The sequence below is a fragment of the Mycolicibacterium sp. HS_4_1 genome, from assembly GCF_054515875.1.
Window position 1 is genome coordinate 14,685 of sequence record NZ_CM137261.1, and the last position, 11,996, is coordinate 26,680.

The following is an 11,996-nucleotide window of genomic DNA, read 5'->3' on the forward strand; positions in this document are numbered from 1 at the left end:
CCTGGATCTGGCACGCAAGCTCAGTCTCGATGCGAAAAACTAGGGCTGCGGCGTCACATCCACGCTCGGGGGCAGCGGCGAGGGCTCGGGCTGCATCGAGCGCCGGACGATCGAGAAGGTGATGCCGCCGAGGGCCAGGACCGCGACCGTCGCGCCCGCGATCAACAGCGGGCGGCGACGCTTGCTGCCCGACTGCACCACCACGGCCAGGTCGCCCGCGGCGTCCTCGCTGCGGTGGCACCGCCGACCTACCCACCGGGCGGTACCCACGGTGGATCCGACGCCGAGCCCGAGCACGCCGCGCAGGATCAGCACCGGCCCGACGATCGAGTACTTCAGCCCACGACCCAGGCGGGCACTGGAGCTGGGGCGGCTGACCTCGGGGACGTTCTCGGTGACAGTGCTCATCAACCAACCTCTCTGGCGGACACGATTTGGATGGAGCGACCGAAGCAGGTGCTCGGTTCTTCGCTCGGCCCTCCACGTTATTCGGTGGGGGGCGACTTCGGGGTCTTAAATGTGAGTGGCAGACTGACTTTCCGTGACGAGCCCCATTCAGACTGCGACCGCGACGCTGCACACCAACCGCGGCGACATCAAGATTGCTTTGTTCGGTAACCACGCGCCCAAGACCGTCGCCAACTTCGTTGGACTGGCTCAGGGCACCAAGGATTACTCCACCGAGAACGCCTCGGGCGGCACCTCCGGCCCGTTCTACGACGGCGTCATCTTCCACCGCGTCATCGACGGTTTCATGATCCAGGGCGGCGACCCGACCGGCACCGGTCGCGGCGGCCCGGGCTACCAGTTCGCCGACGAGTTCCACCCGGAGCTGCAGTTCGACAAGCCGTACCTGCTTGCCATGGCCAACGCCGGCCCGGGCACCAACGGTTCGCAGTTCTTCATCACCGTCGGCCCCACCCCGCACCTGAACCGGCGCCACACCATCTTCGGTGAGGTCGTCGACCCGGATTCGCAGAAGGTTGTGGACGCCATCGCCTCCACCGCCGTCGACCGCGGCGACCGCCCGACGGAGCCGGTCGTCGTCGACTCGGTCACCGTTTCTTAGTTCTCAGCCTGACGCGCGGCGCGGCAGTCCCCCAGCGGGGCTGTCGCGCCGTTTGCGTTGAGCCTGTAATGGGGATGTGGGCTACTTGTACTTTTCCGCCGTGAGTACAGGGTCAACACGGAACTGTCGCGTGTTGAGGTTGAGTCTGTAGTGAGGGTGCGCGCTGCTCGTACTTCTGCGCCCCTGGTACAGGATCAACGGAATTACGGAATGAGGCTGGCCTCGGTGAGGGCGTCCAGGACGTTGATGGGGTCGGTGCCGACGTCCCAGCGGGTGACGACCAGTAGTCGGTCGTCGACGGTGTCGAGCTCGAGCAGCCGGACCTTGCGGGTGAGCCGCCGGAACTCGGTGATGCGCACGCTCTTGAGGTCGGCCTGTCTATAAGTCTGCGTGCCGAACCACCCCCGCACCACCAACCCTGCCGGCGTGATCGCCAGCTTCGGGCGGGCGCGCCAGGACATGATCGCGAAGACCAGCAGACCGATGGCGGCGATGCCGCCGAGAAAGCGTCCCGGCAGGTCAGTGACCGACGTCAGGGCGACCGCGGCGAGGACGAGGCCGCCCGCTCCGCAGGCTGCGATGCCGGCCGTCGGCGGGCTCCATTGAGTTTGTTCCATGAGATATCCACACCCTCGGGGGCAAGTTATCCACAGGCACTATCCCCAATGGGGATGAATCACATCGATGTGATTGTGTGGCCTTGAGGTTGCCGATTGGGTTACGCAGCGAGACCGGTTTGTAACGATCCGGGGCTGAAAACCCAGGTCAGCGCCAGCGCATGGTCAGCAGCAGGCCGGTGATCATGAACGCGAAGGCAATCGCGTAGTTCCACTGGGCGAGGTCGGCCATCCACTTCAGCAGGTGGGGAGTGCCGGCCGGGTTGAGAGCGGCGAGCTGGAACACCGCCAGCCAGATCAGCCCGATCAGCATGAGCGAGCAGAAGAACACCACGAACCACACACTCGACGGTCCGGCCTTGACCTTCACCGGCGTCCGGCTCACCGGGTTGATGGTGAAGTCGTTCTTCTTGCGAACCTTGGACTTGGGCATTGGTACCTTCGCGGACAGTCGGTGCCGCACTCCCGCGCCGGTGGAGAAAAACCGGCAATTCGGTGCGACGATGGAGCGGTATGCACTCAGAGCCTAACGCAGAAGACGTGTCGCCTCGCAGGCCCTGGTGGACGGCCGGGACCTCGGAACCTGCCCAGCCGTCCCGGCACTCCGCCTGGCGTTTAGGCGTGCCCGTGGTCTGTGTGCTCGCCGGCCTTCTGCTCGCGACCACACACAGCGTGTCCGGGGGCAGCGAAATCCGGCGCAGCGATGCGCCGCGCCTCGTCGACATGGTCAAGGAAGCCCAGCGCACGGTAGATGCCCGGACCGCCGAACGCGACAGCCTGCAGCATCAGCTCGACAACCACCACGGCGGTACGCCCGGTGCCGATGCCGCGCTCGGTGCCATCACCAGCCGGGCCAACGAACTCGGGCTCGAACTGGGTCTCGATCCCATGCGTGGCCCGGGCCTGGTGATCACCCTCAACGACGCGCAGCGCAACGCGCAGGGTCAATACCCCCGTGACGCCACGCCCGACGACCTGGTGGTGCACCAGCAGGACGTCCAGGCGGTGCTCAACGCGCTGTGGTTGGGCGGTGCCGAGGCCGTCCAGATGCAGGACCAGCGGATCCTGGCCACCTCGGCCCCGCGCTGCGTCGGCAACACCCTGCTGCTCAATGGCCGTACGTACAGCCCGCCGTACGTCATCACCGTCATCGGCAACGTCGACGGTATGCGCGCCGCGCTCGCCGCCGCGCCGCTGGTGGCGCTGTACAAGCAGTATGTGGTGCGGTTCGGGCTCGGCTACACCGAGGAGTCGCGAGCGTCGGTGGACGTCGTCGGCCACCGGATGCCGGTGAAACTCAAGTACGCCCAACCGGCCGGACCGGTTACGTATTGATCGGGTCCACGGGTGACCCAGTAGCCTGACGACATGCAGGTTCTCGTCCTCGACAACTACGACAGCTTCGTGTTCAACCTGGTCCAGTACCTGGGCCAGCTCGGGGTGCACGCGCAGGTCTGGCGTAGCGACGACGAGCGCGTCTCCACCCCGGGAGGCGTCGCCGCCGTGGCCGCGGAGTTCGACGGGATCCTGGTGAGCCCCGGTCCCGGCACTCCCGAACGGGCGGGCGCCTCCATTCCCCTGGTCCGCGCCTGCGCCGAGACGCACACTCCCTTACTCGGGGTGTGCCTCGGACACCAGGCCATCGGGGTGGCTTTCGGCGGCACGGTGGATCGCGCGCCGGAACTGCTGCACGGCAAGACCAGTCTGGTCCACCACGCGAACAGTGGTGTGCTGCAAGGACTTCCGGACCCATTCACCGCGACGCGCTACCACTCGCTGACCATCCTGCCGGAGACACTGCCGGATGAGCTCGAGGCCATCGGGCAGACCGACAGCGGCGTGATCATGGCGGTCCGGCACCGCGAGCTGCCGATCCACGGCGTGCAGTTCCACCCGGAGAGCATCCTCACCCAGGGCGGCCACCGGATGCTGGCCAACTGGCTCGCGTTCTGCGGCCAGGCTCTCGACGAGGGGCTGGTCAGTCGCCTGGAGCAGGAAGTCGCCGACGCGGTCTCGGCCGCGACCCGCACCGCCTGATTCCGCAATTCGCCGGAACCGCGTTCCAGCAGCGGAAGTACGAGTAGCCGTCTGCTGGAACGCCGCTTCGGCGCGGGATAGCGCGAATTACGAGGCGAAGCTCAGCGTGATCGAGGCGTTGAAGTTGACGCCGCTGCCGGCCGCCGGCATCTGGCTCACCACCGCATTGCTGCGCTGGCCGCTGTTCTGCACGTCGGCACCCTTGATCAGCACGCCGGTCCAGCCGAGGGCCCGCAGGTTCGGCTCGGCGTCGGTCCAGAACTGGCCCGTCAGGTTCGGCATGACGAACTGGTTGCCCTGAGACACCTTCAGGGTGATCGGCGCGTCCTTGGCGGTCGGAGTACCCGCGGGCGGGTCGGTGCCGATGATCTCGCCGGCCGGCTTGGGGCTGTCGGTCGGGGCTGTCAGGATCGTCAGGAAGCCGACGGTGTTGAGGTTCTTCGTCGCGACGTCCACGGTCTGCCCGTTGACATCGGGAACCGGCACCAGGCCCGGCCCGGAGCCGACGATGATGGTGATCACGTTGGTGATCGCCGACGTCTGATGCGCCGGCGGGTTGGTCGCGATGACCCGGTCCTTCTGTTCCGGCAGCGACTGCGAGACCGTCTGCTGGATGTTCCGGAAACCGGCGGACTGCAGCTTGGCCATCGCGTCCGCGGGCGAGAGCTTCGAGACGTCCGGCACCTCGCGTTGTTCCGGACCGGTCGAGATGTTGATGGTGATCTCGTCACCGGCGGCGACCGACGTGTTGGCCGACGGCTCGGTGCCGATCACGTGGTCGGGCGCCACCGTGGAGTCGGGCCGCTGCTGCGTGCGGGTCTTGAAGCCGCGGTTCTGCAGGTTGGCGACGGCGTCGGCCTGAGCCAGCCCGCGGACATCCGGAATCTGCTGGTCGTGCGGCCTGCCGTTGATCAGGTTGATCGCGACGGTCACGACGACCGTCAGCACGGCCAGGATGGCCACGGCGATGAGCCAGCGGCCGATGGGCGTTGCGGCCCGGTCCGTCGACCGGTACGGCTGCGGATTGACGCTGATCGGTTCGGGCATCATGCTGCGCGGGCCGCCGAAGCCGCCGCCGGAGCCCATCAGCGCGGTGCGCTCGGCGTCGGTGAGCACCTTGGGCGCATCGGGAGCTTCGCCGGCGTGCACGCGGATGAGGTCGTTCCGCATGTCCGCGGCGCTCTGGTAGCGGTTGTCCGGGTTCTTCGCGAGGGCCTTGAGCACGACGGCGTCCAACTCCGGCGAGATGCCCGCGTGCCGCTGCGACGGCGGCACCGGGTCCTCACGGACGTGCTGGTAGGCCACCGCGACCGGGGAGTCACCGACGAAGGGCGGCTCACCGGTGATCAGTTCGTAGAGCACGCAACCCAGCGAGTAGACGTCCGAGCGGGCGTCGACGTTCTGCCCACTGGCCTGCTCGGGCGACAGGTACTGGGCGGTGCCGATGACCGCCGCGGTCTGCGTCATCCGGTTGCTGCTGTCGGCGATGGCACGGGCGATGCCGAAGTCCATGACCTTGACCGCGTTGGACTTGCTGATCATGATGTTCGCCGGCTTGATGTCCCGGTGCACGATGCCGTGCTGGTGGCTGAAGTTCAGGGCCTGACAGGCGTCGGCGATGATCTCGATGGCGCGCTGCTGCGGCAGCGGACCCTCGGTGTGCACGATGTCGCGCAGCGTCACGCCGTCGACGTACTCCATGACGATGTACGGCAGCGGGCCGTTCGGCGTGTCGGCCTCACCGGTGTCGTAGACCGCGACGATGGCCGGGTGGTTCAGTGCTGCGGCGTTCTGGGCTTCGCGGCGGAACCGCAGGTAGAAGCTGGGGTCCCGAGCCAGGTCGGCGCGCAGCACCTTGACCGCCACGTCGCGGTGCAGCCGCAGGTCGCGGGCGATGTGGACCTCGGACATACCACCGAAACCGAGGATGTCCCCCAGTTCGTAGCGGTCGGAGAGGTGCTGGGGCGTGGTCATGAGATGGCCGGTCCTGACAGCTCAGGGAGCGAAGCCGACTGACCCGCCGGTGCGCCGGGCGTCTTCGTGGTCTCGGTGATGGTGTTGGTGACAGTGGACTGCTGCTGGTTCTTCTGGTCCTGCCGGTCCTGCGCGTTGAGCACGATCAGGATCGCGATGACGATGGCCAGCGCACCCAGTACGCCTGCCGCCCACAGCAGCGCGCGTTGTCCGGGCGAGAACGTCCGCCGCGCGGGCGGGGACGTGCGGTGGTTTCCGGTCGCGGGCCGCGGCCGCGGCGTCGCGGGAGCCGGACGGGCGGGCTCGACGGCTGCCCGCGCCTGGGTGCTCGACGGGATCGCCGCGGGAGCGGCCCGTCCGATGGTCGGTGCCTGGTTGGGCCGCGGGGGGCGGCGTCCGGCGCGGACCGCGGCGACGGCGTCGGCGAACGGGCCGCCGCTGCGGTACCGGTGGATGGGGTCCTTGGCGAGCGAGATCTCGATCAGCTCGCGGACGTTAGGGGGCAGGTCGGCCGGCAGTGGCGGCGGCGCTTCCTTGATGTGCTTCATCGCGACGGTCAGGGCGCCGTCGCCGGTGAACGGCCGGCGGCCGGACACGGACTCGTAGCCGACGACACCGAGCGAGTAGACGTCGCTGGCGGCGGTGGCGTCGTGGCCCAGGGCCTGCTCCGGCGCGATGTACTGGGCGGTGCCCATCACCATGCCGGTCTGCGTGACGGGGGCCGCGTCGACGGCCTTGGCGATACCGAAGTCGGTGAGCTTCACCTGGCCGGTCGGGGTGATCATGATGTTGCCGGGCTTGACGTCGCGGTGCACCAGGCCGGCGCTGTGCGCGACCTGCAGGGCCCGGCCCGTCTGCTCCAGCATGTCGAGCGAGTGCCGCAGTGACAGCCGGCCGGTGCGCTTGATCACCGAGTTCAACGGCTCGCCGTTGACGAGCTCCATGACGAGGTAGGCGGTGCGGCCGGAATCGTCGAGCTCGGTCTCACCGTAGTCGTAGACGCTGGCGATGCCGGGGTGGTTCAGCATGGCGACCGTGCGCGCTTCGGCGCGGAACCGCTCGACGAACTCGGGGTCGGTGGAATACTCGGCCTTCAGCACCTTGATGGCGACCTGTCGGCCGAGCCTGCTGTCGACGCCTTCCCAGACCTGACCCATGCCACCTGTGGCGATGAGTCGCTGAAGTCGATAGCGGCCGGAAAGTGTGACTCCGACGCGTGCGCTCATCCGCGATCCGCCTCCGCTTCTCGCTGCCCGCTCATGATCCCTCCCGTAGCGCCGCGGCGATGGTGGCCCGCCCGATGGGTGCGGCCAGCGCACCGCCGGTTGCGGACAAACGGTCTCCACCATTCTCCACGAGGACTGCGACTGCGACCTTCGGGGATTTCGCCGGGGCAAAAGCGATGTACCACGCGTGTGGTGGGGTGTGCCGTGGATCGGTGCCGTGTTCGGCCGTGCCCGTCTTGGATGCGATCTGCACGCCGGCTATGGCTCCCTTCTGCTGCGTCACCTGCTCGGCGCCGACCATCAGATCCGTAAGTGTAGCCGCGACCTGGGATGAGATGGCCCGGCGCTGCTGGTGGGGTGAGGTGGCCGCGATGTTGGAAAGGTCAGGTCCCTTCAGGTCGTCGACCAGGTAAGGGGCCATGCTGACGCCGCCGTTGGCGACGGTCGCGGCGATCATCGCGTTCTGCAGCGGGGTCAGGGCGACGTCCTTCTGGCCGATGCTGGAGATACCCAGGGCCGGGGCGTCGGAGATCGGGCCGACGGTCGACTCTGCGACCTGCAGCGGGATCGCCGGCGGCGGGGTGTCCAGGCCGAACTGCTTGGCCATGGTCCGCATGGCGTCGGCGCCGTTGTGCAATCCCAGTTCGACGAAGGCGGTGTTGCAGGACTTGGCGAATGCCTCGCGCAGCGACACCGTCGGGCCGCCGCCGCACGCCGCGCCACCGTAGTTCTCCAGCGTTGCGGTGCTGTCCGGCAACGTGATTCGTGCCGCTGAGGTCAGCTGGGTATCCGGGGTGGCGCCGGCCTGCAGCGCCGCGGCGGTGGTCAGCACCTTGAACGTCGACCCGGGCGGGTAGGTCTCGGAGATCGCCCGGTTCTGCAGTGGTGAGTCGGGGCTGTCGCGCAGCTCCTGCCAGGCGGCGGACTGCTTGTCGCCCTCGTGCGAGGCGAGCAGGTTGGGGTCGTATGACGGAGACGACACCATGGCCAGAATCTTGCCGGTGGACGGATCCAGCGCGACCACCGAGCCCTTGCACGGGTTGCCGCCGCAGCCCTGCTGCATCGCGTCCCACGCGGCCTGCTGCACCCGCGGCACGATCGTGGTGTCGACGTTGCCGCCGCGCGGGTCACGGCCCGTGAAGAAGTCCGCGATGCGGTTGCCGAACAGGCGCTCGTCCGAGCCGTTGAGGATGCTGTCCTCGGCGCGTTCGAGGCCGGTGCTCGAGTACTGCAGGGAGTAGAAGCCGGTGACGGGCGCGTAGACCAGCGGGTTCGGGTAGATGCGCAGGTACCGGAACCGGCCGTTGGTCGGCATCGAGTACGCCAGCAGCTGGCCGTTGGCCGTGATCTGACCGCGCTGGCGTGAGTACTCGTCGAGCAGCACCCGCTGGTTCCGCGGATCGGCGCGCAGGCTGTCGGCCGCGAACACCTGGGTGGTGGTGGCGCCCGCCAGCAGCAGCACGACCAGTGCCATGACCAGTCCGGAGACGCGACGGAGTGAGGTGTTCATTGCTTCTCGATCACCTCGGTGCTGGCCGACGCGATCGACGACGTGTTGGGGCTGCGGGTCGACAGCGGCCGGCGGGCCACGTGCGAGACCCGCAGCAACAGGGCCAGCAGCACGTAGTTGGACAACAGTGACGAGCCGCCGTAGGACATCCATGGCGTGGTCAGGCCGGTCTGCGGAATCAGTTTCGTGACACCGCCGACGACGATGAACACCTGCAGTGCCAGCGCGGCGGCGAGGCCGGCGGCCAACAGCTTGCCGAAGCTGTCGCGCACAGCGATGGCGGTGCGCAGGCCCCGGATGATGACGATGGTGTAGAGCATCAGCACCGCGGCCAGCCCGACGAGCCCGAGCTCCTCGCCCACCGCGGAGATGATGAAGTCGGTGGAGGCGTCGGGCACGGTGCCGGGCTGCCCGTTCCCCAGGCCGGTGCCGAAGATGCCGCCGGTGGCGAAGCTGAAGAGGGACTGCACCATCTGATAACCGGCGCCGTCGGGATCGGCGAACGGGTCCAGCCAGTTCTGCACGCGCACCCGCACGTGGTCGAAAAGTTGGTATGCCACAAAGCTTCCCAAGCAGAACAAGCTCAACCCGATGACCACCCAGCTGAGCTTCTCGGTCGCCACGTACAGCAGCACGAGGAACGTCGCGTACAGCAGCAGGGACGCCCCGAGGTCCTTCTCGAAGACCATGACGCCGATGGAGCCGACCCAGGCAACCATGAGCGGCGCCAGGTCGCGCGGCCGGGGCAGGTCCATGCCGAACATGTGCTTGCCGGCGCTGGTGAACAGGCTGCGCTTGGTGACCAGCACGCTGGCGAAGAAGATCAGCAGCAGGATCTTGGAGAACTCGGCGGGCTGAATCGAGAAGCCTGGCAACCGGATCCAGATTTTGGCGCCGTACTGCTCGGCCACCGAATCGGGCAGCACCGCGGGGATGGCGAGGAGTACCAGGCCGGCCAGGCCGCAGACGTAGCCGTAGCGGGCCAGCATCCGGTGGTCATGGACGACCATCAGCATCGCGGTGAACACCAGGACGCCCAGCAGCGTCCACAGCATCTGCTGGTTGGCGTTGCCGCCCGGCACGATGCCCGCCGGCCGGGCGTGCGCCGACAGGTCCAGCCGGTAGATCATCACCAGGCCCAGGCCGTTCAGGAGCGCGACCACCGGCAGCAGCAGCGGGTCGGCATAGGGCGCGTAGCGGCGCACGGCCAGGTGAGCGCCGCCGAACAGCACGATGAAGCCGACCATGAACTGGATGAGGTCCATCCGCAGGCCGCTCTCCTGATTGGCCTCGACGATCAGCAACGCCACCGTCGTGATCACCGCGGCGAACCCCAACAGGACCAACTCGGAATTCCGCCGGTTTGGCAGTGGAGGAGCGACCGCGACCGGGGACTGCGGCTGGGTGTCTTCCCGTCGCTGCGATCCCCCCGGCGTGGTCATGCGTCGACTCCCGCTCGCTCCGGTCGTCCTCCGGTCGTCATGACGCGTTCCGGCAGTTTGTGCCCGGCTCCTGAGGTGGCGGAGGGAGTGCCGTGGCCGTCGGGGACGGAGCCGCGGGCACGGAGGGGGTGGCCGGGACAGGCGCTGGGCTGGACGGGTTGGGGACCGGCGCCGGGCTGGGAGCCGCGGTCGGCGCAGTGGTGGGGGCCGGCGTCGTGGAGGCCGGCGCCTCAGGTCCGGGGGCTGGCCCGCGCGGCGGCTGGGGCACCACGGACAGCGACGGTGCGGGTGCGCCGGGGGCGGGCGGGGCGACGACGGGCGGCGCACACAGCGGCAGCAGCGAGCTGCGACTGAGTTCCTTGAGCTGACGGATCGCGTCGTCGACCGTGCCGGTGGGCAGGCCGGCGGTGACCTGGGCCCGGCCCGACTCGCGCAGGTCGGCGACCTTCATGGGCTGGCAGCCGGGATGGGTGTCGTCGACGCCGATGATCGTCATCTCGGAGTGGGTGTCCAGGCAGGCCAGCAAGTACGGCTCCTGCAGCGGCAGGCCGAGCAGGGAGCCTGGTATCCCGCGCATGATGTAGACGGAGCCGTTGTAGCCGGACACGTAGTAATTGCTCCGGATCAGGTAGCGCCCGATGGCCAGTCCGCTGACGAGCAGCAGGATCAGCAGGATGGCGCCGATGATCAGGTTGCGTCGGGTGTGCCGCTTGCGCTGCGGTGGATCGGGTTGTGCCACAGGCTTTTTCGCTGCAGCCGTGCGCTTCGGATTGAAGGCTGAGGCGCGTCCGGCCGCGGTGTTGGGCGGCAGGGTGTCGTCGTCCTGACCGGACACCGCGCCCGCCAGGATGGGTGCGGTCTGGCCGTATTCGTAGTCGACGACGTCGGCCACGACGACGGTGACGTTGTCCGGACCGCCGCCGCGCAGCGCCAGCTCGATGAGCCGGTCGGCACAGTCGACGACATCCGGGATCTGCATGGCGGCCTGGATGGTTTCGTGGCTGACCGGGTCGGACAGCCCGTCCGAGCACAGGAGGTAGCGGTCGCCGGCGCGGACCTCGCGCATGGTCAGCGTCGGCTCGACCTCGTGGCCGGTCAGCGCCTTCATGATCAGCGAGCGCTGCGGGTGGCTGTGGGCCTCTTCGGCAGTGATGCGGCCGTCGTCGACCAGGGTCTGGACGAAGGTGTCGTCCTTGGTGATCTGTGTCAGCTCGCCGTCGCGCATCAGGTAGCCGCGGGAGTCGCCGATGTGCACCATGCCGAGGCGCGTGCCCGCGAACAGGATGGCGCTCAGGGTCGTGCCCATGCCCTCGAGCTCGGGATCGGCTTCGACGTGGGCGGCGATGGCCGTGTTGCCGTCGTGGACGGCGTCGTTCAGCTTCGCCAGCAGGTCGCCGCCGGGTTCGTCGTCGTCCAGGTGCGCCAAGGCCGCGATGACCAGCTGCGAGGCGACCTCGCCCGCGGCGTGGCCACCCATGCCGTCGGCCAAAGCCAGCAGGCGGGCCCCGGCGTAGACGGAGTCCTCATTGTTGGCGCGGACCAGGCCGCGGTCACTGCGCGCGGCATATCGGAGTACGAGTGTCACGGGCGCAGCTCAATTACCGTCTTGCCGATTCGAACCGGCGTTCCCATTGGAACCCTTACCGCCGTCGTCACTTTCGCCCTGTCCAGGTATGTACCGTTGGTCGATCCTAGGTCTTCGACGTACCACTCGGAGCCTCTCGGTGACAGCCGGGCGTGCCGTGTCGAGGCGTAGTCGTCGGTGAGCACCAGGGTGGAGTCGTCGGCCCGGCCGATCAGGACGGGCTGGCTGGTCAGGGTGATCCGGGTGCCGGCGAGGGCGCCTTCGGTCACCACCAACTGGCGCGCGAACCGGCGTCGGTCCCGATTGGGCAGCAAAGTGCCCCGGATCGCCAGGCCGCGCCGCACCATGACGGCTCCGGTGGGTGCGTAGATGTCGGTGCGCAGCACGCGCAGGACCGACCAGATGAAAAGCCAGAGCAACAGGAGGAAACCGACACGCGTCAGCTGCAGAACTAACCCCTGCATCCGACGTCCTCTCCGTTGCCGCGTCGAGGCTGGGCCCGGTGCCCGGTAGCCGTCGGCATCGTCACGATACTT

General features: G+C 68.3%; 12 protein-coding genes. 3 read left to right on the plus strand and 9 right to left on the minus strand.

The window, feature by feature from the left end; genetic code table 11:
• Positions 1 to 39: 39 nt before the first annotated feature.
• On the minus strand, positions 40 to 408 hold the full coding sequence (gene cwsA / locus ACX12F_RS00075) for a cell wall synthesis protein CwsA (RefSeq protein WP_459367712.1): 369 nt from the start codon (positions 406 to 408) through the stop codon (positions 40 to 42).
• Between the two features lie 133 nt (positions 409 to 541).
• On the opposite strand from cwsA, the gene ACX12F_RS00080 reads away from it, so the two are divergent.
• A complete protein-coding gene (locus ACX12F_RS00080) occupies positions 542 to 1,069 on the plus strand; it encodes a peptidylprolyl isomerase (protein WP_459367713.1) in 528 nt (175 codons plus the stop codon).
• A 203-nt stretch (positions 1,070 to 1,272) separates the two neighbouring features.
• On the opposite strand, the gene ACX12F_RS00085 is transcribed toward ACX12F_RS00080, so the two are convergent.
• Positions 1,273 to 1,686 carry a PH domain-containing protein gene (locus ACX12F_RS00085; RefSeq protein WP_459367714.1) on the minus strand — a complete coding sequence of 138 codons (414 nt, stop codon included), beginning with the start codon at positions 1,684 to 1,686 and terminating at the stop codon, positions 1,273 to 1,275.
• Positions 1,687 to 1,834: 148 nt separating this feature from the next.
• The gene (crgA, locus tag ACX12F_RS00090; RefSeq protein ID WP_155900292.1) at positions 1,835 to 2,119 is read right to left on the minus strand and encodes a cell division protein CrgA; all 285 of its coding nucleotides are present in this window, start codon (positions 2,117 to 2,119) and stop codon (positions 1,835 to 1,837) included.
• Positions 2,120 to 2,199: 80 nt separating this feature from the next.
• Between crgA and ACX12F_RS00095 the strand changes: the two genes are divergently transcribed.
• Both ACX12F_RS00095 and ACX12F_RS00100 read left to right on the plus strand, forming a co-directional pair.
• Positions 2,200 to 3,021, plus strand: coding sequence for a DUF881 domain-containing protein (locus tag ACX12F_RS00095; RefSeq protein ID WP_459367715.1), 822 nt, complete (start codon positions 2,200 to 2,202; stop codon positions 3,019 to 3,021).
• Positions 3,022 to 3,054: 33 nt separating this feature from the next.
• Positions 3,055 to 3,723, plus strand: coding sequence for an aminodeoxychorismate/anthranilate synthase component II (locus ACX12F_RS00100; RefSeq protein ID WP_459367716.1), 669 nt, complete (start codon positions 3,055 to 3,057; stop codon positions 3,721 to 3,723).
• 87 nt (positions 3,724 to 3,810) lie between these two features.
• Here ACX12F_RS00100 and pknB read toward each other — a convergent pair whose 3' ends face one another.
• Genes pknB through ACX12F_RS00130 form a run of 6 tightly spaced genes read right to left on the minus strand, consistent with a single transcriptional unit; the run spans position 3,811 to position 11,924 of the window.
• On the minus strand, positions 3,811 to 5,697 hold the full coding sequence (pknB, locus tag ACX12F_RS00105) for a Stk1 family PASTA domain-containing Ser/Thr kinase (protein WP_459367717.1): 1,887 nt from the start codon (positions 5,695 to 5,697) through the stop codon (positions 3,811 to 3,813).
• Entirely contained in the window at positions 5,694 to 6,923 is a 1,230-nt protein-coding gene (locus ACX12F_RS00110) for a protein kinase domain-containing protein (RefSeq protein ID WP_459367718.1), read from the minus strand. The genes pknB and ACX12F_RS00110 overlap by 4 nt, the downstream gene beginning before the upstream one ends.
• A 31-nt stretch (positions 6,924 to 6,954) precedes the next feature.
• Positions 6,955 to 8,433, minus strand: coding sequence for a D,D-transpeptidase PbpA (gene pbpA / locus ACX12F_RS00115; RefSeq protein ID WP_459367719.1), 1,479 nt, complete (start codon positions 8,431 to 8,433; stop codon positions 6,955 to 6,957).
• Complete coding sequence (locus ACX12F_RS00120) at positions 8,430 to 9,875, minus strand: peptidoglycan glycosyltransferase RodA (protein WP_459367720.1); 1,446 nt, start codon at positions 9,873 to 9,875, stop codon at positions 8,430 to 8,432. Before ACX12F_RS00120 ends, pbpA begins: the two co-directional genes overlap by 4 nt.
• A 37-nt stretch (positions 9,876 to 9,912) precedes the next feature.
• Positions 9,913 to 11,460 carry a PP2C family protein-serine/threonine phosphatase gene (locus ACX12F_RS00125; protein ID WP_459367721.1) on the minus strand — a complete coding sequence of 516 codons (1,548 nt, stop codon included), beginning with the start codon at positions 11,458 to 11,460 and terminating at the stop codon, positions 9,913 to 9,915.
• Positions 11,457 to 11,924: an FHA domain-containing protein FhaB/FipA gene (locus ACX12F_RS00130; RefSeq protein ID WP_459367722.1), complete on the minus strand. Its 468-nt coding sequence runs from the start codon at positions 11,922 to 11,924 to the stop codon at positions 11,457 to 11,459. Before ACX12F_RS00130 ends, ACX12F_RS00125 begins: the two co-directional genes overlap by 4 nt.
• Positions 11,925 to 11,996 lie beyond the last annotated feature (72 nt).

Excerpts from the sequence above, each read along its gene's own strand:
- ACX12F_RS00120 (WP_459367720.1), bottom strand. The coding sequence starts at position 9,875 with ATGACCACGCCGGGGGGATCGCAGCGACGGGAAGACACCCAGCCGCAG.
- pknB (WP_459367717.1), bottom strand. The coding sequence starts at position 5,697 with ATGACCACGCCCCAGCACCTCTCCGACCGCTACGAACTGGGGGACATC.
- ACX12F_RS00110 (WP_459367718.1), bottom strand. The coding sequence starts at position 6,923 with ATGAGCGCACGCGTCGGAGTCACACTTTCCGGCCGCTATCGACTTCAG.
- ACX12F_RS00130 (WP_459367722.1), bottom strand. The coding sequence starts at position 11,924 with ATGCAGGGGTTAGTTCTGCAGCTGACGCGTGTCGGTTTCCTCCTGTTG.
- ACX12F_RS00085 (WP_459367714.1), bottom strand. The coding sequence starts at position 1,686 with ATGGAACAAACTCAATGGAGCCCGCCGACGGCCGGCATCGCAGCCTGC.
- crgA (WP_155900292.1), bottom strand. The coding sequence starts at position 2,119 with ATGCCCAAGTCCAAGGTTCGCAAGAAGAACGACTTCACCATCAACCCG.
- cwsA (WP_459367712.1), bottom strand. The coding sequence starts at position 408 with ATGAGCACTGTCACCGAGAACGTCCCCGAGGTCAGCCGCCCCAGCTCC.
- ACX12F_RS00100 (WP_459367716.1), top strand. The coding sequence starts at position 3,055 with ATGCAGGTTCTCGTCCTCGACAACTACGACAGCTTCGTGTTCAACCTG.
- ACX12F_RS00095 (WP_459367715.1), top strand. The coding sequence starts at position 2,200 with ATGCACTCAGAGCCTAACGCAGAAGACGTGTCGCCTCGCAGGCCCTGG.
- pbpA (WP_459367719.1), bottom strand. The coding sequence starts at position 8,433 with ATGAACACCTCACTCCGTCGCGTCTCCGGACTGGTCATGGCACTGGTC.